Origin of the sequence: Meiothermus sp. (assembly GCF_025060375.1) — a bacterium.
Taxonomy (GTDB): domain Bacteria; phylum Deinococcota; class Deinococci; order Deinococcales; family Thermaceae; genus Meiothermus.
Genome location: NZ_JANXCG010000093.1, coordinates 1 through 24,690 on the forward strand (window position 1 = coordinate 1; position 24,690 = coordinate 24,690).

Sequence of the window (24,690 nt, forward strand, 5' to 3'; positions counted from 1 at the left end):
TCAGGTAGGGCGTTATGGAAATTGCCATCGCACTTCTGTTCTCAACCCTACGTCAGGCCACCCCACTTTTGCTGACCGCCTTAGGCGGCCTCTTCTCGGAGCGCAGCGGGGTGGTCAACATTGCTCTGGAGGGCATGATCCTCTTTGGGGCAGCCGCGGCGGCCATCACAGTCAACCGGCTCGAGGTGGCCACGGGGGGCGAGGTGGCCTTCTGGATTCCCTGGGTGGGCCTCCTGGCAGGGGCCCTGATGGGCGGCCTGGTTGGCCTAATCCACGCTGTTGCCGCCATCAAATACCGTGCCGACCAGATCGTCTCGGGCACCGCCATCAACATCGCCGCCCTAGGCGCACCCTCCATCGTCCTGCAGGTGCTTTACAACAACACCTCAACCTCCCAGGAAGTGGTCAATCGGCTACCTAACGCGGGCCTAGGGCCCGGCAGCATCCTGGTCATCTTCGCTTTTCTTCTGGTTCCTGTGGTCTGGTGGGTGCTCTTCAAAACCCCTTGGGGGCTCCGCCTGCGGGCAGTGGGCGAGCACCCTGAGGCTGCCGAGACCATGGGGATCAACGTAATCCGCATGCGCTACACTGCGGTGGTTCTCTCCGGGGTGCTGGCCGGCATTGCTGGGGCTTATCTATCCATCGGATTTTTGAACCAGTTCATCCGGGCCATGAGCGCCGGAGCCGGCTTCATCGCCTTGGCCGCGCTCATCTTTGGCAAATGGCACCCCCTGGGGGTGCTCGGCGCCACCCTGCTCTTTGGGTTTGCCCAGGCGCTGGCCATCCAGCTGCAAGGCGGAGACCTCCTGCCGGCTACCCTGGTTCAGGCCCTGCCCTTCGTCCTGACCATGATGGTCCTGGCTGGTTTCATCGGGCGAAGCCGCCCCCCCGCGGCAGTAGGAAAGCCCTACGACAAGTAGTAGTAGAATCAGCCCTAAGGAGGCTGGGGTGCTACAACTTATCCTGTTTGCAGGCTTCGCGTTGATGCTATACAACGCGTACGTCGGCTTCCGCATGAAAAGCCGGGTCCCCGGGGGAATCATCGGCGAGCGGCTGACCCAGCTCAACTCCTTTATTGTGCTCTTCGCCCTAGGCTACCTGGCGGCCGGGCTGCTGACCTGGGGGCGGCCTGCCGACTCCCTCCTGCTCATCATGGGCCTAATTCTGCTGTTGGGCGCGGTCTTCGTGTGGCTGGTGTTGCGCCTGGTGGAGGCTGTGCTGGCGGCCGTAGAAGCCTGATGCGGATTTACCGACAGACCCAAAAACCGCTCGGTGTATTCCTGAGCCGGGAGCAGCGGCTCGTCTACAGCCTGTGCCGTGAAGAGGTGAGCGACATCCTCCTGGCCCAGCGAAGTGGCCTGGCCCTGGACCTGGTTCGCGAAATCCTGAAGCAACTCTGCGCCCAGGGCCTGGTGGAGCTGGTGGCCGAGGACCGCGAGGCAGGGGAATCCATCCCGTCCCCCCTGGAAGCCGCTCGAATCCAGCTCCGCGAAGCTCTACAGGCTGCTTTAGGGGAACAGGCTGTCCAGTACCTTCCGGAACTGGAGACCAAGCAGAGCCTGGCCGAGTTGGAGGAGTGGGCCCGCCGACTGCTGATAAAGCTGCGCCTCGCCATCAGCCAGAAGGCTGCATCAATCCTCGAGGCCGAGCTCAAAAAAATCTTCTAGCTACTCCCGCAAAACCCCCTGTAAGCGGCGCTGCATGGCTTGGGCGTATTCCACCCAGTCGGAAAGCGCCTGTTCCACCGACTGCCGCATAAGAAACTCCCCTGGCGAAAGCCGCTTTAGGAGCAGGAAAGGAGGGCTGCTTAGGGTTTCCAGAATGCCCTGCAGATGGTCGGCCTCCAGGCCCATTTCCCGGGCTGCGGGCATCAGGTCAGCCAGAAGAAACACCTGCTGAGGAGGGTAATCGGCCAGCAGGGTTAACACCGCTGAAAAGTGTCCGCGCTCGTGCAGCACGCCGAAAATGTCGCCCTCGAGCCGCTGCACCGCTTCAAAGTCCACCCGCCCTTCCCTAAGCAGACGCTCCACGTCCAGCGGCCCCACAGGAAACCTGCTCCTGAGCCGCACCAAGCGCTGCAGGGCCTCTGGAGAGACGTAGCCCAAGCCCACCTGGGCCAACCCCGAAGGGCGCACAGAGGCGATTTCTGCCAGGGCTTCCTCCTTCACCGACTCCCCAGCCACAATGGCGGCGTACTGCACCCGCCCTTGCTGGCGGTAGGCCAGAAGCTCCCGAGAGGGAATTTCGCCAAACTTGGCCAAGGCCAAATGGAAGGTGCGTCGGCCCAAAGAGGCCCGAAAAACCCAGGGGGCCCCCGCCGACTCCCGAACAAACCCCAGGGCCTCCAGGTCAGCGGAAAAGGCCGGTACTTCCAGCGGCAGGGGCTGGTAGGGAAAGATGACCTCCTTCGGGTAAGGGGTTACCCGGACCCGCTTCTCAGGGACGGGGTCGGGCTGGGGCTTGGGCCGCTCTTCAGGCAGGCGGGGCCGGGGCGGCTTGGCAGAGGGGGTGAGGGCCTCCAGGAGGATCATCTCCCCTTCTAGGTGGAGCGCGATTCGGTCGTTGACCCCCAAGCGGCGCTTGGCGTAGTAGGCCGCCAAGCCCTCCAGACGCCCCTGCTGCCAGTTAATCCGCCCCTCGTAGGTCTCACCTTCCTCATCGCGCAAAAGCACCTGCTCCTTTCCCCGTAGGTACACCCGCAGCGGTTGGATGAGGTTCATGGTTCCACTGTGAAGGCAAGCACTGGTGAGGACGTAGCGCGCGATCATAAGCTTCTCTGCGCCAACTGGCCAACCGCCCTGGGTTTCCCGGCGGTAAGCATATAGTACATTTCGTAGGCCACCTGCAGCGTGGCCTCCGCATCGCCCAAAGCCCGGTGACGGCTTGGAACTTCCAGGTCAAAGGCCCAAGCCAGGGCATCCAGGCCTCGCTTGCTCAGGGCAGGCAAAGCCTTGCGGGCCCAGTCCATCGTGTCCACCACCGGGTTGTCCAGCCTGTAGCCCAGCCGCCCCAAGCGTGGGCGTAAAAACCCCAGATCAAAAGGGGCGTTCTGGATGATCAGGGTAGCCCCCTGCAGCATGGGCCAGGCCTCCTGCAACACGGCGTACACATCTGGAGCACCCCGCACGTCTGTGTTGCGAATCCCGGTGAGCCGGCTGATGAAGGGGGGAATGGGAACACCCGGGTCTACCAGCCGGTGGAAAACCGTCCGGCGACCGTTCTCCAAGCGGATTAGGGCCAGCTCAACAATCTCGCTCTGCTCCGGAGAAAGCCCAGTGGTCTCCACATCCAGCACCACCACCGGCTCCCCCTGAGGAGGGAACCCGTAGCTCCACTCCCAAAGCCCCACCCTTCCCTCCCGTCGCTCAAAACGACCGTCGAGGAGGTCGTTGAGCAAACCCTGGGCCCATCCACCCCGCGGCAGCCCAGGGGCCACCAGCACCTCGGCCAACGCAGGCTCGGTCTGGGGGAAGCCAATACCGCGAAGGTGCCGGGCCAGACGGGTGGAGAGGCGGTAGTGGGTGGGGCTCATCGCAACGCTCCGTAGGGCTTTGCTTACGGCGTCTCGGAGGGAGTATACCCCAGCTCACAGCCCCATGACAGGGCGCTGCGAGGCACAGCACCTTAACACTCAGAGGGGGGCCTGCCGGGCAAACTGGCGCTCGGTGGCCTCCTCAAAGGCCTGGGCTAGGCTGAAGAGCATCTCATCCTGCATGGGGGGCGCCACGAGCTGAAGTCCCACCGGAAGATGGCCCTCAAACCCCGCGGGCAGGCTCATCGCGGGCAGGCCCACCAGGTTGACCGCCACCGTGTCCACATCGGCCAGGTACATGGCCAGGGGGTCGCCGGTCTTCTCCCCCAAGCGGAAGGCTGGGGTGGGGCTGGTGGGGGTAAGGAGCAGGTCGGCTTGGCTAAAGGCCGCCTCCATATCCATCTTCAGCCGGGCTCGAGCCCGCAGAGCCCTGCCGTAGTAGGCGGCGTAGTACCCTGCGGAAAGGACGAAGGTCCCCATCAGGATACGCCGCCTAGCCTCTGGGCCAAAGCCCTTCTCGCGGCTGCGCATCATGGTCGCCACGCTGTCCTCCCCGGGCACCCGAAGGCCATAGAGGGTACCATCGTAGCGGGCCAGGTTGGAGCTGATCTCGGCGGTGTTGACGATGTAATAGGCGGCCAGGGCATACCTCAGGGTGGGCACGCTCACCTCCACAAAGCGCACGCCCCGCCCCTCCATCACCGCCCGGAAGCGCTCCAGGGCCTCCAGCACCCCGGGGGAGTTCCCCTCTGCCAGCGCCTCCCTGACCAACCCAACGGTGAGGCCCCGCACGGAGGCCCCCAGGGCCTGGGCAAAGCGAGGCTCGGCCTCCAGGCTGGTGCTGTCGCGGGGGTCAGGACCGCTCACCACATCGGTGAGAAGGGCCAGGTCAGCTACCGTGCGGGCCAGGGTGCCCACCTGGTCAAGGCTGCTGGCCGTGGCCACTACCCCGTAGCGGGAGATGCGCCCGTAGGTGGGTTTGAAACCGTAAACGCCGCAAAACGCCGCTGGTTGCCGCACGCTACCCCCGGTATCGGTACCCAGGGCCACCGGTGCGAGGTCCGCGGCCACCGCGGCCGCCGAGCCCCCCGAGGTGCCCCCCGGCACCCGCTCCGGGTCCCAGGGGTTCCGGGTAGGGCCGAAGGCCGAGTACTCGGTGGAGGAGCCCATGGCAAACTCATCCATGTTGGTCTTGCCCAGCACCACCGCGCCGGCCTGGCGCAGCCGCTCCACAACCGTGGCATCGTAGGGGGGGACAAAGGAGGCCAGCACCCTCGAGGCGCAGGTGGTTTCTAGACCACGGGTGCAGATGTTGTCCTTGAGGGCCACCGGGACCCCCGCCAGGGGCAGAACCTCCCCCGCTCCAAGGCGCCCCTCAACCTGGCGGGCCTCCTCGAGGGCCCGGGGGTTGAGACGGATGAAGGCGCGAAGTTGGGGCTCGAGCCGCTCAATGCGCGCCAGGTAGGCGTTTAGGACCTCGCTTGGTGTGGTCTGCCCGGAACGGACCAGCTCTGCAATCTCCTGGGCCAGCATACGGCCCCCATGATATAGGGAATCGGCTCACCCACCCCACCAGGGGCCCTGGGTGAACCAACCCCGCACCCCCGCCCAGGCCTCCTCCCCACCCCAGGGCAGGTAGACCGGCTCCCCTGGCTCCTTGCGAAACCAGGTGTACTGCCGCCGGGCGTAGGCCCGGGTAGCCTGGAACACCGCCTCCCTGGCCTGGGCTAGGCCGAGATCCCCCCGCAGGTAGGCGGCCACCTCCTTGTAGCCAATCGCCTGCAGGGCGGTGGACATCCTGGGGTAGGCCCGCAACAACCCCGCTACCTCCTCCACCAGCCCCTGGGCAAACATCCGCTCTACCCTACGGGCAATCCTGGGCTCGAGCCAGGCCCAATCCGGCCACAGGACCAGTTTCCGATAGCGAAAGGCGGGCTGACGCCGGGGAAGCTGAGCCGGAGGAACCCCAGTGCGGCGGAGCACTTCCAGGGCCCGCACCAGACGGCGGGGGTTGCGCCCCACCCGCCGGGCATCGGCCGGACTGCTGGCCTCCAGCTCGGCCAGCAGGGTCTCCATTCCCCGCTCCTCCAGCTCGCGCCAAAGCTCGGCCTGAAGCCCAGGGTGGGGCGGGGGCAGCTCGTGTAGACCCTCGGAGAGGGCCCGTATGTAGTAGCCCGTGCCCCCCACCACCAGCGGGATGGCCCCCCGGGACCAGACTTCCGAGATGGCCGCCTCGGCCCGTTCTACGTAATCGGCCACACTGAAGGGCTGGCTGGGCAGCACCACATCGAGGAGGTGGTGGGGCACCCGGCGCCGCTCCTCAAGGCTCGGCTTTGCAGTACCGATATCCATGCCCTGGTAAACCATGCTGGCATCGGCGGAGACCACCTCTATGGGGAACTCTTCCCCAAGGCGCAAGGAGAGCTCGGTTTTGCCGGTGGCGGTAGGCCCCGTGAGCACCGGAACAACTGCCTGCTCCACCATAACGCCTCCAGGCCCAACCATGATATCCTCAGGTCTATGGCCATAGAACGCTACGACGCCCTCGAGCAGCTCCAGCGAATCCGCCAGCAACTAGACGAGCTCTCGCGGCGCTTCAGCTCGCAGGAGGCCCTTGGTGAGTGGGTACCTCCGGTGGACATCCTGGACGAGGGCGATCGGTACCGCATCCTGGTAGATGTGGCAGGGGTAAAAAACGACGACTTGGAGCTACAGGAGCAGGGGCAGACCATTACCCTAGCCGGGGTGCGGCACCCTCTGGAGGGCCGCTACATCCGCCAGGAGCGCCCCTTGGGCCTGTTCCGCCGAACCCTGAGCCTACCCGAGCCCATCGTGCCCAACAAAGCCCAAGCCTCCCTCAAAGGAGGGGTGCTGGAGCTGGTGCTGCTCAAAGCTCGAAAGCCCGCTCGCAAGGGCAAAAAGTGAGCCCCTTCCGGGCACAGTTCTCACAGTATCTCCTGCACCTCCGGCCTCACCACCACGTGGCAGCGGCGGCAGCGGGGCTCGTAGCTCTCGGCAGCCCCCACCCATATCACCGGGTCGTCGTAGCGGGCCGGCTTTCCGTTTACGAAGCGCTGGGTGCGGGTGGCCGGCCCCCCGCAGACCGGGCAGACCGCGAACAGCTTCTGCACGTACTCCGCTCGAGCCAGAAGCTCGGGCATGATCCCAAAGGGCTCCCCGCGGAAGTCCATGTCCAGCCCTGCGCAGATAACCCGCACACCCCTGTCGGCTAGCTCGAGCACCAGCTTCAGGAGGCCGGGGTCAAAAAATTGCGCTTCGTCCACCGCTACCACATCGGGCAGGGGTTCGGTGAGGTGGCCCCGAAGCTCAGCCGAGTCCCGCACCGCCACAGCCTCGATGCGCCGGCCATCGTGGCTGGCCACGTCGGTGGCGTGGTAGCGGGTGTCCAGTCTGGGCTTGAAGACCATCACCCGCTGGCGAGCAAACAGGGCCCGCTTGACCCGGCGGATGAGCTCATCCGACTTACCCGAGAACATCGGCCCAACCACTACCTCAATCCAACCCGGTTGGTGCGGAAGATGGGGCAGGCTCATAGCGGCACAGCATACCAAAACCTGCCCGATGGGGCATGACACCGGCCTGACGAAGGGAGCGCTAGACTGTTGCTTGATGGCGAAACTGCTCCTGGTAGAGGACGAGCCCTCTGTTCGGATGGGGCTCCGGCTTTCGCTGGCCAAGGCCGGCCACCAGGTGCTGGAGGCCGCCACCGCCCAGGAGGGCTGGGAAAGGCTGGCCCTGGTAGACCTGGTCATCCTAGACTGGATGCTGCCGGATGAACCGGGGGTGCGGCTTCTGGAGAGGATGCGCCGGGACGGTCGGTACGAGAGCCTGCCCGTGCTGATGCTCACCGCCCGGGCAGGGGAAGGGGACCGGGTAGAGGGCCTGACCCGGGGGGCCGATGACTACCTGACCAAGCCCTTCTCTACCCCCGAGCTTGTGGCCCGGGTGCAGGCCCTCCTGCGCCGGGTGGGCAAAAGCGGTCGGATTGAACGGGGCCCCCTCTCCCTTGACCTGGAGCGGCACCAGGCCTTCCTGGAAGGGCACCCCCTTGAGCTCACCCGGCGCGAGTTTGACCTTCTGGCCTTTCTGGCCCGGCACCCCGGCCGGGTCTATACCCGCGAGGAGTTGCTGGAGCGGGTCTGGGGCCAGGAGTTTTTGGGAACCGCCCGCACGGTAGACCAGCATGTGGCCCAACTCCGCGACAAGCTGAACGAGGACCCCAAAAACCCCCGCTTCCTGGAAACCCTGCGGGGCGTAGGCTACCGCTTCAAGGAGTAGCATGAGCCTTGGCCCTCTCCTGCACAGCGCCTGGGAGGCCGCCCGGGAGGGGGTGTTGCTCTTTCAAAACGACCAGGTGCTCTACCTGAACCCTACCGCAGCCCGCCTCCTTGGGGTTGAGCGGGAAAAGGTGGTGGGGCGCCCCCTCCTTCTGGCCCTGCGGGACCACAGGCTGGAAGCCCTCTGCCGAATAGGAGGGGAGGCCACCATTGAGAGCCGCGGCCGTACCCTTTGGGCCAAGGCACTGCCCGGGGTGCTTCTGCTCTGGGACCAAAGCGAGGAAAAAAACCGCCTGGAGGCCCTGGAGGAGTCAAGCCGAACCCTGGCCCACGAGTTCCGCACCCCAGTAGCCGGCATGCTCTCCCTGCTGGAGGCCCTCCAAGGTGGCCTGAAGGGGAAGGAGGCCCAGGAAGCCCTTCAGATGCTCTACCAGGAAGCCCAGCGGTTGCGCCGGCTGGTTGAGGACCTGCCACTCTCCCGCCGACCCGGTCTAGAGCGAACCTTCGCCTTGGAGGAGCTCCAGGGTCGGCTGGAGCGCTTCCTGGCCCCCCTGCTGGCCGAGAAATCAGCCTGGATACGCTGGCACACACCCCACACGGTGCGGGCCAACCCGGACGCGGTCTACCAGGCCCTGCTCAACCTGCTGGAAAATGCCCTCAAGTACGGTGCTGGCAGGGAAATTCAGGTGGTGAGTGAGGAGGTCCTGGAGGGGGTGAGGCTCGAGGTGCGCAATGAGGGAGAACCCCTGAAGGAGTTTGAGCGCCTGTTCCAAGCCGGGCAGCGCGGCGTGCACGCGGCCAACGTGCGGGGCACCGGGCTCGGCCTGGCGCTGGTGCGCAGGCTGGCCGCAGGCTGGGGGGGCAGGGCCTATGGCCGCCCCCTGGAAAACGGCAACGCCTTCGGCCTGATCTTCCCCTCAAAAACCAGCCTCAACCCAGAGAGCCAAAGCACAAAAGCCCCTGTGTAGACTATATGAGGAGAACTCTATGCGCCAGGAACTGGACCGGGAAATCAACCACATCACCGAACAGACCATCCGCATGATCTCCTTGGTGCGCGAGATGGTGGAAAAAAGCGCCCACGCGCTGAGCAAACAAGACCCCCAGCTTGCCCAGGAGGTCATCGGGCTGGACCAGCAGGTAGACGCCCTGGAGCTGGAGGTGGAGGCCGAGGTAATTAGCATGCTGGCCCGACAGGCGCCGGTGGCCTCCGACCTCCGGTTTGCCTTCACCGTTATCAAAGCCCTGACCGACCTGGAGCGGTCCGGGGACTATGCCGCCCACGTGGCCGAGGATGTGGTCCTCCTCTCCAAGGAGCCCCCCCTGAAAAACTACGTTACCCTGCCGGATATGGGGCGCCGCCTGACCCTGATGCTGGACCTCATCTCTAAAGCGTTCGCCGAGCGCGACCTGGAGGCGGCTAAAGAGGTCTTCCGCCGCGATGACGAGATCGACGCCCTTTACGAAGAGGTCTCGCGGGAACTGCTGACCTACATGATGGAAGACCCCCGCACCATCACCAAGGCCCTTACCCTAAGCCGGGTGGCCCGCAGCTACGAGCGCCTAGGAGACCACTTAGAAAACGTCTCGGAGCGGATTCTCTACTGGCTGACGGGCAAGATGGAGAAAAAACCCGAGGACGTCTACTGAGCTTCCCGGCCATCCTCACGTCGCTCCGGGCGAAACCCTTGGGGTCGTGCTAAACTCTTTCCCGTGCGCGACCCAACGGAGGAAAGAGCCCGTGCCGTCCGGCAGATGTTCTCAGAGATTGCCCCCCGCTACGACCTGCTCAACCGCATCCTTTCGGCAGGGGTGGACCGGCGCTGGCGAAGAGCCCTGGTGGAGGCCGCGCTGGAGCGAGGTCCGAGGAGGATTCTTGACCTGGCCACCGGCACCGGCGACGTGGCCCTTCTGCTCAAACGGCTGGCGCCCCAAGCCCAGGTTACCGGCGGCGACTTTGCCCCGCCGATGCTCGAGCTGGCCCGCCAAAAGGCCAAAAGGGCTGGCTTGGAGATTCTCTTTGTCCAGGCCGACGCGCTGGCCTTGCCCTTCCCCGACCATCATTTTGACCTGGTGACCATCGCCTTCGGATTTCGCAACTTTGCCGACCACGAACGGGCCCTAGCCGAGCTTCACCGGGTGATCGCCCCGGGAGGCAGGCTCTGCATCCTGGAGTTCCCCCCACCCCCAAAAGGCGGCCTAGGCATCCTCTATCGGCTCTACTTCACCCGCATTCTTCCCCTAATCGGCGGCGCTGTATCGGGCAACCCGGAGGCGTACCGCTACCTACCCGAATCGGTGGAGCGCTTCCCCGACCCGTCCACTTTGGCTACAATGATGGGCCTGGCCGGCTTTGAGACCCACTACCGGCTTCTCACCGGGGGAATCGCGGCCCTGCACATCGGGGACAAGCGCCCTTGCCCCACACAGGCTACCCGACGGGGAGTTTCCCCCCAACTAAGCCCATGACCTACCTAGAGATAGACCCCCAACCCATCCTGCTGCAAAGCCTAGAGACAGGAGAGACCCCCAACCTAGAAGGCCTCTCCTTAGCCCGCGAATACATCCGGGAAAAGGCCCAAGGCAGCCTGGGTGAAAACGAGATTGTGCGCTGGTCGCACGGACCGGGCGGCTTTTACTACGAGTTCAAGCGGTTCCCCGCGGCCTTTTACGCCCGGCTGGGTCCTGCCCAGGAGCAACGCCTCACCCCAGACCAGGCCCAGGAACTGGTCTGGGAAGCCTTGGTGCGCGCTGAAGAGGAGTGGGCTGAGCTGACCCTTTTCTACACCGCCAACCTAATGCAAACCCCGCAGGACTTCTACATCGCCTACACCCTGGGCGACACCCGGGTTGAGCGGGGCGAGGCCCGGTACGCCCTTCCGCTGTTCATGCGCCTGAAGGACACCCGCCAGCTGTGGGTGCTATTCCGGTCGGGAAGCGGCTTTTTGCACTTCCGGCTCGAGCAGGGCCAGCCACTCTTGCAGGCCCTGCTCGCCTAGCTACGGAAAGCCGCCGCTAGTGGGTGTGGCCGTGTGGGCTGTGGGCGTGGCCGTGCTCGAGTTCCTCTTGCGTGGCTGGACGCACGCCGGTCAGGGTCACGTCAAACTCGAGGGTCTCCCCCGCCAGCACGTGGTTGAAGTCTATGGTTACGCTGTCGCCCTCTACCCCCAGCACCGTGAAGGGCACGGGGTTTCCGTCCGCGTCCTCGGCGTAAAACACCGCCCCCTCTTCCACCTCTGACCCTGGGGGAAAGGCGCTTCGCTCCACCACCTGGACCCCGTCTGGGTCGTAGGGGCCATAGCCTTTATCCGGAGGGACCGAAACCACCACCCGATCCCCAACCGACTTACCCTCCAAGGCCTCCTCCAGCCCCGAGATGATGTTCCGGTAACCGTGCAGGTAGTCCAGCTCCCCCTGGTCTACCAACTCCCCGTCCACACGCAGGGTGTAGCGGATGGAGACCACCTGGCCTTTGCTCGCAGTCATAAGCACTCCTTTCCCGCTGAAACCCGAGGGCATCCACGCGAGATAGGTAAGTATAAACCATCCCAGTGCGGTCTGCGTGAAACGCAAAAGGCCCTTCATGCCCTATGCTCTAGGCATGAACGTGGAGCAGGTCATTGGCAAAACCCCTGTGGTCCGGCTCAAGCGCATCGTGGAACCCAGCATGGCCGAGGTTTGGGTGAAGCTCGAGGGAAACAACCCCGGCGGCTCCATCAAAGACCGCACTGCCTGGTACCTCATCAAAGACGCCGAGGAGCGGGGCATCTTGAAGCCCGGTTCAGGGCAGCTCATCGTGGAGCCCACCAGCGGCAATACCGGGATCGGGCTGGCCATGGTGGCGGCGAGCCGCGGCTACCGTCTTATCCTGACCATGCCAGCCCAGATGTCCGAGGAACGCAAGCGCATCCTGCGGGCCTACGGGGCCGAGCTCATCCTAACCGACCCCAGCCGCCGGATGCTGGCCGCCATCGAAGAGGCGGAGCGAATCGTAGCCGAAAAGGGAGCCTTTATGCCCAACCAATTTGACAACCCCGCCAACGCCCGGGCCCACTACGAGACCACCGGCCCGGAAATCTTTGCCCAAATGGAGGGCCGCCTGGACGCCTTTGTGTACGGCTCAGGCACCGGCGGCACGATCATGGGGGTGGGCCGCTACCTGCGCGAACGGCTGCCCAAGGTGCAGATCATCGCCTGTGAACCCGCCCGCAGCAACGTGCTCTCTGGGGGGCAGATGGGGTCCCACCAGTTCCAGGGAATGGGCCCTGGCTTCATCCCGCCCAACCTGGACGTAAACATGCTGGACCGGGTGATTCAGGTGCTGGAGGAGGACGCCTTCCCACTGGCCAAACCCCTAGCCCAAAAGGAGGGGCTATTCGTGGGCATGAGCGCCACCGGGATGATCTGGGCCGCCCTTCAGGTAGCCCGCGAACTGGGCCCAGGCAAGCGGGTCCTCACCATCGCCTGCGACTCCGGCATGAAATATCTCTCCACACCTCTGTTCGCAGACACCGGGGTTACTTCTTAGGTTGGGACGGCCGGTAGTTGCGCACCGGGCCGAAAATGAAGCGGTTGAAAACAATGTAGGCCGCCAGGTAGGCCCCCATCTGCACCCAGAAGTTGTTGAAAAGGGTCACCCCACTTGCCCCCAGGTAGGTCATGAGCAGGGAGAGGGGCATAATCACCACCAGAGCGCGGAAAAAAAGACCCGGAAACAGCCGCAACATGTCCCGACCGGTAAGGGGCACGCGCTGCTGGGCCCTGCGTTTTAGTTTTTCCTGTCGGCGCCTCTTTCCCATGTGCCCCAAGTTTATTAGGCCCCTCCCCAGCGCGCCAAGGCCCAAGCGAATCCATGTTCATTTGGAATAGGGGGGGCTTCAGGGTGGACTATACTCGTGGGTGGGACAGGCCATACCCATCCTGCACTCATACGCCGTCCCTGAGGAAGCCATGGGCACCCTTCAGACCCCCACCCCGATCGCCGAGCTGCTACGCAGCATGGTGGAAGCTCGAGCCTCCGACATCCACCTGCAGGCCGGGGCACCCCCCACCGTGCGCATTGACGGCAAGCTCAAGCCCTTTACGGGCAAACCTCTCTCCCCAGCGGACGTGGAGCAGATTGTGCGCAGCCTGCTGAGTCCCCTTCAACTGGAGGAGCTCGAGTACAAAAAGGAGATGGACTTCGCCTACACCATCCCAGGCCTGGCCCGCTTCCGCTGCAACCTGCTGCACCAGCGCGGCAGCCTAGGACTGGTGATGCGGGTGGTCTCGGAGAATATCCCCAGCTTTGAAGCCCTGGGGCTTCCCCGTCCAGTAATGGAAGGCCTGGCCTCCAAAGAGCGCGGCCTGGTCTTGGTAACTGGACCCACCGGCTCGGGCAAGTCCACCACGCTCGCGGCCCTAATAGACCACATTAACCTAAACTACCCCAAGAACATCATCACCATCGAAGACCCCATCGAGTTCCTGCACAGGCACAAAAAAAGCCTGGTGGTGCAGCGAGAAGTAGGCGTGGATACCGACTCCTTTGCCTCGGGGCTCAAATACGCCATGCGGCAAGATCCCGATGTGATCCTGATCGGCGAGATGCGCGACCGGGAAACTGTGGAGGCTGCTATCATGGCCGCTCAGACCGGGCACCTGGTCCTCTCCACCCTGCATACCCTGGATGCCATCCGCACCATCAACCGCATCATCGACTTCTTCCCCCTGCACGAACACCTGCAAATTCGCATTCTCCTGGCCGAGTCCCTCCTAGGCATCCTTTCCCAACGCCTGCTGCCACGGGCCGACGGCCAGGGGCGGGTGCTGGCCCTGGAGATACTGCTCGCCACCCCATTTGTGCGCGACCTCATCAAGGACGAAAACAAAACCCCCCAGATCAAGGATGCAATGATGCAGGACAACCTGCGCGGTATGCAGACTTTTGACCAACACCTGGTGGAGCTGTACACGCAGGGGCTTATCAGCCTGGAAGACGCTGAGGCCTCGGCCACCAGCCCCCACGAGTTCAAGCTGATGCTAACCAAGGCCACAGGGCGAGGGTACTGAAGGCCCCGTAAGCCTCGGGTGGGTTGTTTGCCTTGGGCAGTCCCCAGCCGAACCCCTTCAGCCTTGAGGACCCCCTCCACACATCTGCCCGGGGCGTTCCACTCACTCAAACGAACACCCGGGCCTTAGGCCAGGAGGCGGTCCTGCAGCCGGTGAAAGGCCGCAAGGCTCTCCCGGTACTCGCTGGGCGCAGCGGCCAGCTGAGCTTCCCGCAGGGCGCACAGCTCCCTCCCCACCTCCCCTCCTTCTTCGCCCAGCGCCCGACGCACCGCCAAAAGGGCCAGGGGCAAGAGGTCGGGCAGAAAGCCGCTGTAGCCCCTCAAGGCCCCATAAGCCTGGCAGGCCCATTCATGGGCCTCCTCTACCTGCCCCTGCCGAAGGAGGGCTAGGGCCAACCAGGCGGCCTCACTGGGGCCCGAGGCCTTCTGGGCCAGCACCTGGCGCAAGAGAGACTCCGCAGCAGCGGCTTGGCCCTGTAGGAGGAGGCTCGCCGCCAAGTCGGTGGTGGCCTCGAGGGCACTTTGCCTCAAGCCTGCTGCCTCAGCCAAGGCTTTACCCTCCCGAAACCACTCTTCCGCCTTCTGCCAGTTCCCTTGCCACAGGGCCGCCTGCCCCAGGACCAAGAGGGCCTCGGAAGCACCCCTAGGCTCCTGGGTTTCGCGAAAGGTAGCCAGCGCCGCCCGGGCCGTATCCTCAGCCTCCCCAAAAGCCCCTAGGCGCAGGAGCAACCCCGCTCGGTTAATCCTCACCCCTGCCAGGAAGTGAAAGCGACCTAACTCGGCAAAGTAACCCTCCGCCCTTCGGTAGGCCTGCAGGGCCTCGCCCAAGCGCCCCCGTCGGGCCAAGGCCATCCCCAGGAAATTCTCAAAAACGCCCAGGGCGTCCCGGTAGCCCAAGGCCTCGGCCTGAGCCAGAGCGTCCCGCGCCGTGGTCTCCACCCGGAGCAAATCCCCCTGGCCCAAGGCCCTAGCGCAGATAAACTGTTGAAGCCGCACCTTGGCCAGCCCCAAGCTCCCCAGGCGGGCCAGACGGCCCAGCCACTCTTCCAGGGCCCGGTCGTCCTCCTGCACCACCGCTACCTTGGCCAGTAGATAGGCGGCCTCGGCCCGCAGGCTCCAATCCTTGGCCTCTTCCCATACCGCCAAGGCCTCCTCCAGGGCCCCGTTCCGGCCCAAATTGGCCAAGGCATCCGCCCGGTAGAGGCGGGTGCGGGGATGGGGACATAGGGCCAGAACCTCCTCCGCCAAGGCCAAGGCCTCACCCCAGCGACCCTGCATCGCCAAGAAGCGCACCCGGCGAAAACCCACCTCTGCCTGTTGCTCCAGGGGCAGGACCGGTGCCAGGGTCTCTAGGCGCTCCAGTACCGAGGCCTGCTCCTGGAGCCGGGAGAGAACCATAAGGGTCTGCTCAAAACCCAAAAGGAGCTCCGCCTCCTCCTGACAGGTCCCCGAGGAACGCCCAAACCCCTCCAGAGCCCGCCGCCATAGCCCCTCAGCCTGGGCAAAGGCTTGGCGGGCCAGGGCTTCCTGGGCTAGCCGCTGGGCCAACCGCCAAGCCTCCGCGTAGCGGCCCGCTGCCTCCAGGTGGAAAAGAGCCTCTCCCCCCTGTTGCTGGGCCAGGGCCTGGTCTGCCAAGAGGCTGTGGAGGGCCCGGGCGCGGGCTGGGGAGAGGGCCTTGAGCACCGCCTGGCGAAAAAGGTCATGCCGAAAGCGGTAGCCTTCCCGGGTGGCCTCTACGAGCCCGGCAGCCTCTAGCCGCTCCAAGACTGCCACCCGACCAAGCAAGTCCCCACCCAGAAGGGCCCTCAAGCTTCCCGGGTCCAATGGACGGCCGCTCACCGCCAGCACCTCGGCCACCTCGGTAGCCTCGAGGCCCTGCAAATGACGCAAAACCTCCTCCTGAACGCTTTGCGGTAGGTCAAGCTCCCGGTAATCGCCCGTTTCCTCATCGTACGGGGTGTGCCAGGCACCCCCTTCTGCCCAGAGGAGCCCCTTATCGAAGAGATGCTCCAGGGTTTTCAGGAGGAAGAGGGGGTTGCCCCCGGTGGCCTGGTGTAGGCGGCGGGCAAAGAGCACACCCCCTGAGGTCATGCCAGAAAGCTTCCGCACAAGCTGCAAAACGCCTCCCTCGCTGAGATTTTCCAGATGGAGGACATCGGTCAAGCCTTCTCGCTCCAAAGCGGCCACGGCCCGGAACAAGGGAGCCTCTGGGCGGTAGGCCTCGGGTCGCGCAGTGGCCATAACGCGAAGCCCAGCCGACGCTGCTCTACGCACCAGGTAAGGTAGGAACTCCAGGCTGGCGCTATCGGCGTAGTGCAGGTCCTCCCAAAGAACCCAGCCTCCAGAAGGAAGGCCGTGGAGAAGCACACGGCAAAGCCCTTCCCGAAAGGCGCTGAGCGCTGCTTGGGCTTCCGGTCCGCTGTAGCGCGGGGGGGAGGCCGGGGCGAGCTCGGGAACCAGGCGAGCAGCCTCCAGGAGCCAGCACTCCTCCAACCCAGCGAAGCGCTCCCCTCCTTCCCATAGGTGCCTCAGGCTCGCAGCCAGGCCGCCGTAGGGAACCTGGACGTCCTGGAGCTCCTGCCGGATGAGGCGAAAGCCCCGCTGGGTCTGAAGGAACTCGGAAGCCAGGCGGCTTTTGCCCACCCCAGCTTCCCCCAGAAGGAGAACCAGCGGGGCGGAGGTTTGTACCAGGGCGGCCCACAAGAGCTCCCGCTCCACCAAAGGGGGGTGATCCAGGGTGAAGTGGGGGGAGGGCTCGGGTAAGGGTTCACCCCTAGCAATGGCCTCGGCCATGGCGCGGAGGGACCTGGGGGGTTCCAATCCCACCTCCCGCTCCAAAAGCTCAGTGTAGGCACGGAAGTGGGCCAGGGCCCGGGAGGGCTGGTGGGTTCTGGCGTAGAGCCTCAAGGCCACCTCCTGCGCCATCTCCAGGAAGGGGTTGCGCCGGAGTAGGCGCTCCAGAAGCGCCAAGGCTTCGCTAAATCTCCCGGCTTTCTCCAGGGCCAGCACCTGAGCTAAAAGGGCTTCCTCGTAGCGCTCGGCAAGCCGCGCCCGACTGAACTCCAGCCACTCCTCAAACTGGGGGGCCTCCAGCAGGTGAATCCCCTCCAAGAACTCCCCCCGCCAGAGCTCCAAAGCCTCGGTGTAGGATCGGGTAGCGTAGCGGTTGAGAAAGGCCACCACGTCCACCTCCAGTTCGGGAAGGGCCAGCCGGGAGCCCTGGGCAAGGAGGTTCACCCCAGTCTGCCTTAGACGGACCAGCTCGCGCCGCAAGTTAGCCCGGGCGCCGGGGCCCTCCCAAAGGAGGTTGGCCAGGTGTTCGCGGTCTTGGGGTCCCTCCAGGGCCAAGTAGGCCAGGAGGCCCCAGAGCTTGCGTGTGGGCAAGGAACGGCATTCCCCTCCAACCCACAACTCTGGAGCCCCCAAAAGCACGAGCCGGTTCGCTGCGCTGGACACCTACCGCTACCCCGCAGTCTGCAATCCGGGCCCAGTATATCAACCCCCAGAGGCGAGGCCCGCTCATATGAACATCCCTGGTTGACGGGTTGGGGGTCAAGCACCGGCCGCGCGGTTCACTCGAGCCGCTCGAGCCCAGCAAACCTCAGGGCCAGCCGCTTCAGGCCAACCTCGGGAAACATCACCGTCACCTCCTCCCCCATGGCCGCCACCACGGTGCCCTGACCAAACTTGGGGTGGCGCACCTTTTCACCCCCTCTAAACCCCTGGGCAGGCTTCTCGGGCTTGGGAAGACGGGATGGAGCGGCTGAGGTCTCACCAAAAGCCCCCACCTCCTGCAAAAGCTCCCGAGGAATATCCTCTAGGAATCGGCTCGGACGCGTGTACTCCCGTTTCCCGTAGACCTCTCGCTCCTCAGCATAGGAGAGGTAGAGCCGCTCCTGAGCCCTGGTAATGCCTACATAAAAAAGCCGACGTTCCTCCTCTAGGTCCTCCAGCCGGCTCAGGCTGTTGCGGTGGGGAAGGAGGTTTTCCTCTAGGCCGACCAGGAACACGGTGGGAAACTCGAGCCCCTTGGCGTTGTGCAGGGTCATAAGCGTCACCGCCTCGGCAGGAGCCTCGCCCTGAGGCTCTTCGGCCCTAGCGGTAAGGGCCACCGCGTCCAAAAAGTCGGCCAGGCTCCCCCCCTCCTCCTCCTCCCAGTCGCGCGCCGCCCGGAGCAACTCCTCCACGTTTTGCAGCCGGTCCTCCCCGTCGGGCTCCTCCCGCAGAGCCTCACGAAAACCGGTAGCCTCTAGAACCCGCTGGAAAAAGGCCACTGGGCCGCTCTCAAAGGCCGACTCCATCAGCTCCTGCAGAAGCCCGACAAAGGCCTGCACCGGCTGGGGCCGGCTCAGCACTTGCTGGGCGGCGCAAAGGGCCTCGTAAAGGCTGAGGCCAGCCTTCTGGGCATAATCCACCAGCCTGCTCACCGTGCTGGCCCCTATGCCGCGGGGGGGCGTGTTGACAATGCGGCGGAGGTTAATCCCATCCGCAGGGTTGACCGCCACCCGGGCGTAGGCCAGCAGGTCTTTGACCTCGCGCCGCTCAAAAAAACCCACCGCCCCCACCAACCGCACCGGTACCCCTGCCCGCCGCAGGTGTTCTTCCAAAAGGCGCGACTGGGCGTTGGTACGGTAGAGCACCGCAATACCCTGGTAGCCGCCCAGCCGGACAACCTCGCGGGCCACAAAGGCCGCCTCTTCGCGGGCATTGGGGGCCCGGTACAACCGCACCGGCTCACCCCCCTCCTTGGTGGGGCGCAGGACCTTCTCCAAACGCAAGGCGTTTTTCTCAATCACCGCGTTGGCCACCTGAAGGATGGGGCGGCTCGAGCGGTAGTTCTCCTCCAGGCGGATCACCCGCGCCTCCGGGTAGTCCTGGGTGAAGCGAAGGATGTTGTGGATGTCCGCTGCTCGAAAGCCGTAAATGCTCTGGTCAGGGTCCCCCACCACCATCAGGTTGGGCTTTTCCCCGGCCAACAGCCGGGTCAGGCGGTACTGGACTGGGTTGGTGTCCTGGTACTCGTCCACGTGGATGAAGCGGGCCCGCTGCTGCACCTTGTGCAAAACCTCGGGATGGTCCTCAAACAGCTTGATGGCAAGCAGCAACAGGTCGTTGAAGTCTACCGCCCCCTGGACCTTCAGGGCCTCCTGGTACCTGCGGTAGACCTCGGCGGCCACTTCCTTGGGCACCCCTCCAATGTAGTCCGGCGCCTCCCTAAGGAAGGCCGAAAGCTCCTCTCCGCGGTTCTTGATCCGGTCCAGCATGGCCCTAAACGGCCCCGGCCTGGCCTCCAGCCCAAGCTCCTTGAGCACCTCCTTTAAGAGGGCGTTCTGGTCGTCCTCATCGAAAATAACGAAGCCTGGCCTGAGGCCCACATACTCCCCATACACCCGGAGAATCCGCACCGCGGCAGCGTGAAAGGTGGCTACCCAAAGCTCTTTGGCCTGTGGCCCCACCATCCGCACCAGCCGCTCCTTCATCTCACCCGCGGCCTTGTTGGTAAAGGTCACAGCCAGTATCTCGCTGGGGTAGACCCGGCGCTCGCGCATCAGGTAGGCAATCCGGTGAACCACCGTGCGCGTCTTCCCCGAACCCGCCCCTGCCACCACCAGGGCCGGTCCTTCAAAGTGCTTCACAGCCTCCTGCTGGGCCGGGTTGAGGGAGGATAGGAGGTCGGACATAAACGCGGTTAGAAGTCTACCCTACCGTGGCCCTGTCAAATAGGCCCCTCCCGGGATGGTAGAATCCGCTGGTGCTGGTAATTCCTGCCGTGGACATTCAAGCTGGCCGGGCGGTCCGGTTGTACGAGGGCGACCCCGAGCGGCAAACCGTCTACTTTGAAAACCCGGTGGAGGCTGCCCTCCACTGGCAGGGCCAGGGGGCACGGGCGCTGCACCTGGTAGACCTGGACGCAGCTACTGGCCGGGGGGAAAACCGCCCGGCGCTGAAGGCCATCGCAAAGCGGGTCTCGGTGCCCTTCCAGGTGGGGGGTGGGGTGCGCAGCCTGGAGGCAGCGCGGGAAATCCTGGGCCTGGGGGCCAGCCGGGTGGTGGTGGGTACCGTGGCGGTGAAGGCCCCAGAGGTGCTGGAGGCAATGCTGACCGAGCTAGGTCCCGAGCGAATCGCGGTAAGCCTGGACGCGCGGGGGCTGGCGGTGGTGGTCTCCGGCTGGGCTGAGACCACCAACCTTAGCGTGCTGGAGGCCTGCCAAAGGATGTGGGCCATGGGGGTACGCACCCTGGTCTACACCGATGTGCGTCGGGATGGCACCCTGCAAGGCCTGGACCTAGCAACCATCGCCCAGGTGCGCGCGGCCTGGCCGGGCTTCCTAATCGCTGGCGGGGGCATTGCCGGGGAGGAAGACCTGAGGGCACTGAAGACCCTGGGGGTGGAGGGGGCTATTGTGGGCAAGGCCCTCTACGAGGGCCGGGTTGAGCTGGGCCGCTGGGTGTAAACTTCCGGTATGAAGCTGCTGAGCAGTCTGGCCTTCGCCGTTGTGCTGGGGGTGGTGGCCTTCACCTGGGGGCTGTACGTGCTCGAGCCCAACCTCCTCCTGGGAACCCCCTGGGGCCCGGTGCATGTGGCCCTCCTGGTGCTGGCCTCGTTTAGCCTGGGGTTACTGGTCATGGGGCTTTACGTGCTCTCGGGCTGGGTGAACGCCCAGACCGCCCTCTACCGGCGTAGCCGGGAGCTCAAGCAGGTGCGGGAGGAACTCCAAGCCCTAAAGAGGCAGCACCCTGAGGAAATCCCCGTCATTCCCGACCGGTCTGGGCAATGAACTGGAGGTTTCGCCCCTGGCCCCCCCCAGAGCACCTCCGCCCCCTGGTGGAGGGGCTGGAAATTCCCCCGCTGGCCGCGGCGGTGCTCTGGAATCGGGGCTTCCGGCGAAAGGAAGACCTTACCCCTCCGCTCAGGCTCCTGCCCCTAAGGGGCCTCGAGGAGGCAGCCCAGCGGGTAATCACGGCCCTGAGGAAGGGCGAGCGCATCCGGATACACGGCGACTACGACGCCGACGGGCTCACCGGCACGGCCATCCTCATCAAGGGGCTCAGGCGGCTGGGCGCCAACGTCCATCCCTTCATTCCCCACCGGCTGGAGGAGGGGTATGGCGTCCTGATGGAGCGAATCCCCGAGCACCTGGAGGCCTGCGAGCTCTTCATCACCGTAGACTGCGGGATTACCAACCACGCCGAGCTCAAGGAGCTGGTGGAAAACGGGGTCTCCGTGCTGGTCACCGACCATCACTCCCCCGGCCCCAACCCACCCCCAGGCCTGGTCGTCCACCCTGCCCTCACCCCAGACCTCGAGGGGGCCCACCCTACGGGGGCGGGGGTGGCTTTCTTGCTGCTGTGGCAGGTCTACCAGAGCCTGGGGCAGGCACCTCCCTTAGAGTTCGCCGATTTGGCGGCCATCGGCACCATAGCCGACGTAGCCTCGCTGCAGGGCTTCAACCGAGCGCTGGTCCAAGAGGGGCTGCGCCGCCTCAGGGACTCCGCGCACCTGGGCCTGCGCGAGCTGGCCTCCGCGCACTGCCAGGAGTACACCGCCGAAGAGGTGGCCTTCCGCATCGCCCCTCGCATCAACGCCGCCTCGAGGCTCGGCCAGGCCGGGGTGGCCCTCGAGCTGCTCACCACCGAGGACCCCCTTCAGGCCCCTTCCCTAGCCGAGGCCCTCTCCCGCTTCAACGCCCAAAGGCAGCGCATCGAGGAGGAGATGCTAAGGCGCATCGAGGCTCACCTCAACCCCAGCCTCCCAGCCCTGGTCGTCCACGACCCCACAGGGCACCCCGGGGTGATGGGCATTGTGGCCAGCCGGCTGCTGGAACGGCACTACAAACCGGTCTTTATCATCGCCCAGGGCAAGGGCTCGGTTCGCTCCACCCCGGGCATCAGCGCAGTGGGGGCCCTGCGCCACGCCCAGGCCCACCTCAAGCGGTTTGGCGGGCACGCCCAGGCAGCGGGCTTCGCCATTGAGGAGGACCAGATCCCCGCGTTTGAACGCTCCATACAGGAGTATGTGGGCCGTTTTCCTACCCCTGTGCAGGAGGTCGAACTGGACGGCTGGCTGGACGGCGAGGACCTGGCCGCGCTGCACCGGGCCGTAGCCCTCCTCGAGCCTACCGGGGAGGGAAACCCCAAGCCCCTTTTCTACCTGCGGGGCCGCCCAGAGGGGGTGCGCCTTCTGGGGGAAGGCCGCCACCTCTCCTTCCGCCTGGGGGGCCTGAGGGTGGTCAAGTGGCGCGACAGCTGCCAGGAACTGCCGGACCCCCTGGAGCTCGCCGCTGAGCTGGTCCTCAACCGGTGGAACGGGGAGGAGAACCTGGAGCTCCGGGCCGCGGCCTACCGGCCGGCCTCCCCCGAAGCATCCCTGGGAGAGGTCTGGGCAGTCCCGGTTCCCCTGCGGGAGGGGCTCGAGCGGGCCCTAAGGGAAAAGGCCCGGGTGTACGTCCATCCCCAGGGGGCCTCGTGGTTCAGCAAGCGAGGGCTCCAGGTGGTGCCGGCCGACCAGGCCACCTACTGGTTCAGCCTCCCTGAGGCCCCGGCCCGCCCCCCCCAGGTGCGCGTCGTTCTCACCGAAAAGGCCCAAAGCGCCCTGGAAAACCACCCCGACCGCTTGGTCAGGGCCTTTGGGCAGCGGGTCGCCGCGGCCTACCGGGCCGGCTCCGCCGCTTTGCTGAGCGAGAGCCTAGAGCGCTACTGGCAGGCCCTGGTCAGCACCAGGAGCGGCGGGGTGCCTACCAGCCCCGCTTAGCCAGCCGCTCCTCCTCGGTGAGGAAGTCCAGGTTGATGCCCACCATAGGCTCACCTAGGTCCTCGGAAACCTCGGCCAGCACCTCAGGGTTGTTGTAATGGGCCACCGCCCGCACGATGGCCCTGGCCCGCTTGCGGGGATCCCCCGACTTGAAAATGCCCGAGCCCACAAAAACCCCATCCATGCCAAGCTGCATCATAAGGGCGGCATCGGCTGGGGTAGCCACCCCTCCAGCGGCAAAGTTCACCACCGGCAGGCGGCCGTTCTCGTGGACCCAGAGAACCAGCTCGTACGGGGCTCCCAGGCTCTTGGCCAGGGTCATGAGCTCCTCCCGGGGGGTGGCCTGAATCTGGCGGATACCCCCCAGCACCTTGCGGGCGTGGCGTACCGCCTCCACCACGTTTCCGGTGCCGGCCTCGCCCTTGGTACGGATCATGGCCGCCCCCTCACCAATGCGCCGCAGAGCTTCGCCAATGTCGGTGGCCCCACACACAAAGGGCACCCTGAAGGCGTGCTTGTCGATGTGGTAGGCATCGTCGGCGGGGGTGAGCACCTCCGACTCATCGATGAAGTCCACCCCTATGGCCTCCAGTATCTGGGCCTCCACAAAGTGGCCGATCCGACACTTGGCCATTACCGGGATGGAAACCGCCGACATGATTTCCTTGATGAGCTTGGGGTCGGACATGCGGGCCACGCCCCCTTGGGCACGGATATCGGCGGGAACGCGCTCCAGCGCCATCACTGCCACCGCACCAGCTTCTTGGGCAATCTCGGCCTGCTGGGCGTTGACCACATCCATGATCACGCCCCCCTTGAACATCTCCGCAAACCCAGTTTTGACCCGCAGGGTTCCTCTCTCCATCCTTTCCTCCAGGGGAACAGGATACGCCTTTTTGCCTGGGCTTCCTAGGGGGGGCGCTTCCAACGGGCCAGAAACTCCTCGCGAGGGCTGTAGGCCAGCTGGGCAATGGGCACGCCCCGTTTGGGCCGCTCACCCCGGTAAAGCCACAAAAACCACGTGCTGGCGGTGCCGTAAACCAGGCGTTGCCAGGGCGTGACTGGGGCCAGGTGGAAACCAAACACCCGCAGCGCGGTGGCCGCTTGGGATATTCCCCAAACCCCGCGGATTTCCGGCCTTTGCTCTAGGTACTCCGCAAGCAGGGTAAAACCCCGCCGACCCTCACGCAGAAGCTGCATCTGGGTCATGGCCGGGGTGCGCACCGAGTCAAGGTGCACCTCGAGGCTGGGCTCACCCCTGCGAAGCCCCGGCTGGCTGGGCCCCGGGAAGGCACAGGGGCTCACCGCCAGGTAATCAAAGGGACCCAACCCCAGCCGCATAACCCTGTTCTTGCGAAAGTAGCGCTCGTGCCCCCCCTGGCTGGCCCGCATCAACCCCTCGCGCCAGGTCAAGGGACGGGCCCCCAACTCGTCAAGCCGGACCATCTGGTAGCCGAGCTCCTTCAGGCGGGGCAGGATTTCGTCCAGGACAGCCAGAGTCTGGGGGAAACGCTCGTTGTCGTGGAGGAGCACCACCGAACCCGGCCGCACCCAGACCAGCACCCGCTCGGCCAGGGCCTTGGGGTCTGCCGATGTCCAGTCACGCGACTCCACATCCCAAAGGGCCACACTCTTTCCAGCTCGGCGGGCCAGGAAGCGGGTAAAGGGGGTGTGGATGCCGTGGGGTGGGCGGTAATAGCGGCCCGGAACCGCTCGAACCTGACGGGCTTCCTGCCAAGGCAGGAGCCAGAAGGCCGGGCGGTGCACCTCCCCGTGCGACTCCACCTGGTGCCCTTCAGCCCTGATTCTCTCCAGCAGCTCGGGGTACGCCCTAACCTGGGACCCCAGAACGAAGAAGGTGGCCTTCACGCCGTGATGCCGGAGCCGTTCCAAAATGGCCTCGGTGTGGGGCCCCGGCCCATCGTCAAAGGTAAGGGCCAGCTGGGGGCGGCTGCGGTCGCCCCAAGCGATGGCCCCCACCCCCATCCAGCGGTGAAGCACATCGGCCCCCACGTACAGGGCCAGCAGCAAGAAACCCAAAAGCAGGAGCTCCATCCAG

Annotated in this window: 25 protein-coding genes; 14 read left to right on the plus strand and 11 right to left on the minus strand. The window is 65.2% G+C overall.

Annotated features, from left to right (window positions below):
- Positions 1-14: 14 nt before the first annotated feature.
- From NZ849_RS11265 to NZ849_RS11275, 3 genes are all read left to right on the plus strand, one after another.
- Positions 15-920, plus strand: coding sequence for an ABC transporter permease (locus NZ849_RS11265; protein WP_295407478.1), 906 nt, complete (start codon positions 15-17; stop codon positions 918-920).
- Positions 921-984: 64 nt separating this feature from the next.
- A complete protein-coding gene (locus NZ849_RS11270) occupies positions 985-1,239 on the plus strand; it encodes a hypothetical protein (RefSeq protein WP_295407481.1) in 255 nt (84 codons plus the stop codon).
- Positions 1,239-1,667 (plus strand): hypothetical protein, encoded by a 429-nt coding sequence (locus tag NZ849_RS11275; RefSeq protein WP_295407483.1) that lies wholly within the window; start codon positions 1,239-1,241, stop codon positions 1,665-1,667. The genes NZ849_RS11270 and NZ849_RS11275 overlap by 1 nt, the downstream gene beginning before the upstream one ends.
- On the opposite strand, the gene NZ849_RS11280 is transcribed toward NZ849_RS11275, so the two are convergent.
- The 4 genes from NZ849_RS11280 to miaA form a co-directional block, all read right to left on the minus strand.
- Complete coding sequence (locus NZ849_RS11280; RefSeq protein ID WP_295407485.1) at positions 1,668-2,768, minus strand: hypothetical protein; 1,101 nt, start codon at positions 2,766-2,768, stop codon at positions 1,668-1,670. It abuts the gene before it with no gap.
- Complete coding sequence (locus NZ849_RS11285) at positions 2,765-3,532, minus strand: PolC-type DNA polymerase III (RefSeq protein WP_295407488.1); 768 nt, start codon at positions 3,530-3,532, stop codon at positions 2,765-2,767. The genes NZ849_RS11280 and NZ849_RS11285 overlap by 4 nt, the downstream gene beginning before the upstream one ends.
- A gap of 99 nt (positions 3,533-3,631) precedes the next feature.
- On the minus strand, positions 3,632-5,065 hold the full coding sequence (gene gatA, locus NZ849_RS11290; protein WP_295407491.1) for an Asp-tRNA(Asn)/Glu-tRNA(Gln) amidotransferase subunit GatA: 1,434 nt from the start codon (positions 5,063-5,065) through the stop codon (positions 3,632-3,634).
- A 27-nt stretch (positions 5,066-5,092) separates the two neighbouring features.
- Complete coding sequence (gene miaA, locus NZ849_RS11295; RefSeq protein WP_295407776.1) at positions 5,093-6,016, minus strand: tRNA (adenosine(37)-N6)-dimethylallyltransferase MiaA; 924 nt, start codon at positions 6,014-6,016, stop codon at positions 5,093-5,095.
- 36 nt (positions 6,017-6,052) lie between these two features.
- Here miaA and NZ849_RS11300 point away from each other — a divergent pair, with 36 nt between their 5' ends.
- Positions 6,053-6,457: an Hsp20/alpha crystallin family protein gene (locus NZ849_RS11300; RefSeq protein WP_295407494.1), complete on the plus strand. Its 405-nt coding sequence runs from the start codon at positions 6,053-6,055 to the stop codon at positions 6,455-6,457.
- A 20-nt stretch (positions 6,458-6,477) separates the two neighbouring features.
- On the opposite strand, the gene NZ849_RS11305 is transcribed toward NZ849_RS11300, so the two are convergent.
- Positions 6,478-7,080 carry a thymidine kinase gene (locus NZ849_RS11305; protein WP_295407778.1) on the minus strand — a complete coding sequence of 201 codons (603 nt, stop codon included), beginning with the start codon at positions 7,078-7,080 and terminating at the stop codon, positions 6,478-6,480.
- An 82-nt stretch (positions 7,081-7,162) separates the two neighbouring features.
- Here NZ849_RS11305 and NZ849_RS11310 point away from each other — a divergent pair, with 82 nt between their 5' ends.
- From NZ849_RS11310 to NZ849_RS11330, 5 genes are all read left to right on the plus strand, one after another.
- The gene (locus NZ849_RS11310) at positions 7,163-7,831 is read left to right on the plus strand and encodes a response regulator transcription factor (protein WP_295407497.1); all 669 of its coding nucleotides are present in this window, start codon (positions 7,163-7,165) and stop codon (positions 7,829-7,831) included.
- Between the two features lies 1 nt (position 7,832).
- A complete protein-coding gene (locus tag NZ849_RS11315) occupies positions 7,833-8,798 on the plus strand; it encodes an ATP-binding protein (protein WP_295407500.1) in 966 nt (321 codons plus the stop codon).
- A 19-nt stretch (positions 8,799-8,817) separates the two neighbouring features.
- Entirely contained in the window at positions 8,818-9,480 is a 663-nt protein-coding gene (phoU, locus tag NZ849_RS11320; protein WP_295407503.1) for a phosphate signaling complex protein PhoU, read from the plus strand.
- 63 nt (positions 9,481-9,543) lie between these two features.
- A complete protein-coding gene (gene ubiE, locus NZ849_RS11325) occupies positions 9,544-10,299 on the plus strand; it encodes a bifunctional demethylmenaquinone methyltransferase/2-methoxy-6-polyprenyl-1,4-benzoquinol methylase UbiE (RefSeq protein WP_295407506.1) in 756 nt (251 codons plus the stop codon).
- A complete protein-coding gene (locus NZ849_RS11330; protein ID WP_295407508.1) occupies positions 10,296-10,829 on the plus strand; it encodes a hypothetical protein in 534 nt (177 codons plus the stop codon). Before ubiE ends, NZ849_RS11330 begins: the two co-directional genes overlap by 4 nt.
- Before the next feature lie 16 nt (positions 10,830-10,845).
- Here NZ849_RS11330 and NZ849_RS11335 read toward each other — a convergent pair whose 3' ends face one another.
- Positions 10,846-11,316, minus strand: coding sequence for a peptidylprolyl isomerase (locus NZ849_RS11335; RefSeq protein ID WP_295407512.1), 471 nt, complete (start codon positions 11,314-11,316; stop codon positions 10,846-10,848).
- Positions 11,317-11,431: 115 nt separating this feature from the next.
- Here NZ849_RS11335 and cysK point away from each other — a divergent pair, with 115 nt between their 5' ends.
- The gene (gene cysK, locus NZ849_RS11340) at positions 11,432-12,358 is read left to right on the plus strand and encodes a cysteine synthase A (RefSeq protein WP_295407516.1); all 927 of its coding nucleotides are present in this window, start codon (positions 11,432-11,434) and stop codon (positions 12,356-12,358) included.
- Here the strand turns inward: cysK and NZ849_RS11345 are convergent.
- Positions 12,348-12,629 carry a hypothetical protein gene (locus tag NZ849_RS11345; protein WP_295407519.1) on the minus strand — a complete coding sequence of 94 codons (282 nt, stop codon included), beginning with the start codon at positions 12,627-12,629 and terminating at the stop codon, positions 12,348-12,350. The genes cysK and NZ849_RS11345 overlap by 11 nt on opposite strands.
- Positions 12,630-12,780: 151 nt before the next feature.
- Here NZ849_RS11345 and NZ849_RS11350 point away from each other — a divergent pair, with 151 nt between their 5' ends.
- Positions 12,781-13,881: a type IV pilus twitching motility protein PilT gene (locus NZ849_RS11350; protein WP_295407781.1), complete on the plus strand. Its 1,101-nt coding sequence runs from the start codon at positions 12,781-12,783 to the stop codon at positions 13,879-13,881.
- A 125-nt stretch (positions 13,882-14,006) separates the two neighbouring features.
- Here NZ849_RS11350 and NZ849_RS11355 read toward each other — a convergent pair whose 3' ends face one another.
- Positions 14,007-17,264: a BTAD domain-containing putative transcriptional regulator gene (locus NZ849_RS11355; protein WP_295407522.1), complete on the minus strand. Its 3,258-nt coding sequence runs from the start codon at positions 17,262-17,264 to the stop codon at positions 14,007-14,009.
- Between the two features lie 188 nt (positions 17,265-17,452).
- A complete protein-coding gene (locus NZ849_RS11360; RefSeq protein WP_295407524.1) occupies positions 17,453-19,561 on the minus strand; it encodes an ATP-dependent helicase in 2,109 nt (702 codons plus the stop codon).
- A gap of 71 nt (positions 19,562-19,632) precedes the next feature.
- On the opposite strand from NZ849_RS11360, the gene hisA reads away from it, so the two are divergent.
- The 3 genes from hisA to NZ849_RS11375 are packed head-to-tail and all read left to right on the plus strand — an operon-like array spanning position 19,633 to position 22,631.
- Positions 19,633-20,334, plus strand: coding sequence for a 1-(5-phosphoribosyl)-5-[(5-phosphoribosylamino)methylideneamino]imidazole-4-carboxamide isomerase (gene hisA, locus NZ849_RS11365; RefSeq protein ID WP_295407527.1), 702 nt, complete (start codon positions 19,633-19,635; stop codon positions 20,332-20,334).
- A 9-nt stretch (positions 20,335-20,343) separates the two neighbouring features.
- Positions 20,344-20,658, plus strand: a complete 315-nt coding sequence (locus tag NZ849_RS11370) for a LapA family protein (RefSeq protein WP_295407530.1) — start codon at positions 20,344-20,346, stop codon at positions 20,656-20,658.
- A complete protein-coding gene (locus NZ849_RS11375; RefSeq protein ID WP_295407532.1) occupies positions 20,655-22,631 on the plus strand; it encodes a DHH family phosphoesterase in 1,977 nt (658 codons plus the stop codon). Before NZ849_RS11370 ends, NZ849_RS11375 begins: the two co-directional genes overlap by 4 nt.
- Here NZ849_RS11375 and pdxS read toward each other — a convergent pair.
- Positions 22,615-23,496, minus strand: coding sequence for a pyridoxal 5'-phosphate synthase lyase subunit PdxS (gene pdxS / locus NZ849_RS11380; RefSeq protein ID WP_295407535.1), 882 nt, complete (start codon positions 23,494-23,496; stop codon positions 22,615-22,617). The genes NZ849_RS11375 and pdxS overlap by 17 nt on opposite strands.
- 44 nt (positions 23,497-23,540) lie before the next feature.
- The gene (locus tag NZ849_RS11385) at positions 23,541-24,686 is read right to left on the minus strand and encodes a polysaccharide deacetylase family protein (RefSeq protein ID WP_295407537.1); all 1,146 of its coding nucleotides are present in this window, start codon (positions 24,684-24,686) and stop codon (positions 23,541-23,543) included.
- Between the last annotated feature and the right edge of the window lie 4 nt (positions 24,687-24,690).

What these genes read in the sequence shown, in the direction of transcription:
- NZ849_RS11265 (WP_295407478.1), top strand. Translation starts at nt 15, where the DNA reads ATGGAAATTGCCATCGCACTTCTGTTCTCAACCCTACGTCAGGCCACC.
- NZ849_RS11270 (WP_295407481.1), top strand. Translation starts at nt 985, where the DNA reads ATGCTATACAACGCGTACGTCGGCTTCCGCATGAAAAGCCGGGTCCCC.
- NZ849_RS11275 (WP_295407483.1), top strand. Translation starts at nt 1,239, where the DNA reads ATGCGGATTTACCGACAGACCCAAAAACCGCTCGGTGTATTCCTGAGC.
- NZ849_RS11280 (WP_295407485.1), bottom strand. Translation starts at nt 2,768, where the DNA reads ATGATCGCGCGCTACGTCCTCACCAGTGCTTGCCTTCACAGTGGAACC.
- NZ849_RS11285 (WP_295407488.1), bottom strand. Translation starts at nt 3,532, where the DNA reads ATGAGCCCCACCCACTACCGCCTCTCCACCCGTCTGGCCCGGCACCTT.
- gatA (WP_295407491.1), bottom strand. Translation starts at nt 5,065, where the DNA reads ATGCTGGCCCAGGAGATTGCAGAGCTGGTCCGTTCCGGGCAGACCACA.
- miaA (WP_295407776.1), bottom strand. Translation starts at nt 6,016, where the DNA reads ATGGTGGAGCAGGCAGTTGTTCCGGTGCTCACGGGGCCTACCGCCACC.
- NZ849_RS11300 (WP_295407494.1), top strand. Translation starts at nt 6,053, where the DNA reads ATGGCCATAGAACGCTACGACGCCCTCGAGCAGCTCCAGCGAATCCGC.
- NZ849_RS11310 (WP_295407497.1), top strand. Translation starts at nt 7,163, where the DNA reads ATGGCGAAACTGCTCCTGGTAGAGGACGAGCCCTCTGTTCGGATGGGG.
- NZ849_RS11315 (WP_295407500.1), top strand. Translation starts at nt 7,833, where the DNA reads ATGAGCCTTGGCCCTCTCCTGCACAGCGCCTGGGAGGCCGCCCGGGAG.
- phoU (WP_295407503.1), top strand. Translation starts at nt 8,818, where the DNA reads ATGCGCCAGGAACTGGACCGGGAAATCAACCACATCACCGAACAGACC.
- NZ849_RS11330 (WP_295407508.1), top strand. Translation starts at nt 10,296, where the DNA reads ATGACCTACCTAGAGATAGACCCCCAACCCATCCTGCTGCAAAGCCTA.
- NZ849_RS11335 (WP_295407512.1), bottom strand. Translation starts at nt 11,316, where the DNA reads ATGACTGCGAGCAAAGGCCAGGTGGTCTCCATCCGCTACACCCTGCGT.
- cysK (WP_295407516.1), top strand. Translation starts at nt 11,432, where the DNA reads ATGAACGTGGAGCAGGTCATTGGCAAAACCCCTGTGGTCCGGCTCAAG.
- NZ849_RS11345 (WP_295407519.1), bottom strand. Translation starts at nt 12,629, where the DNA reads ATGGGAAAGAGGCGCCGACAGGAAAAACTAAAACGCAGGGCCCAGCAG.
- NZ849_RS11350 (WP_295407781.1), top strand. Translation starts at nt 12,781, where the DNA reads ATGGGCACCCTTCAGACCCCCACCCCGATCGCCGAGCTGCTACGCAGC.
- NZ849_RS11360 (WP_295407524.1), bottom strand. Translation starts at nt 19,561, where the DNA reads ATGTCCGACCTCCTATCCTCCCTCAACCCGGCCCAGCAGGAGGCTGTG.
- NZ849_RS11370 (WP_295407530.1), top strand. Translation starts at nt 20,344, where the DNA reads ATGAAGCTGCTGAGCAGTCTGGCCTTCGCCGTTGTGCTGGGGGTGGTG.
- NZ849_RS11375 (WP_295407532.1), top strand. Translation starts at nt 20,655, where the DNA reads ATGAACTGGAGGTTTCGCCCCTGGCCCCCCCCAGAGCACCTCCGCCCC.
- pdxS (WP_295407535.1), bottom strand. Translation starts at nt 23,496, where the DNA reads ATGGAGAGAGGAACCCTGCGGGTCAAAACTGGGTTTGCGGAGATGTTC.
- NZ849_RS11385 (WP_295407537.1), bottom strand. Translation starts at nt 24,686, where the DNA reads ATGGAGCTCCTGCTTTTGGGTTTCTTGCTGCTGGCCCTGTACGTGGGG.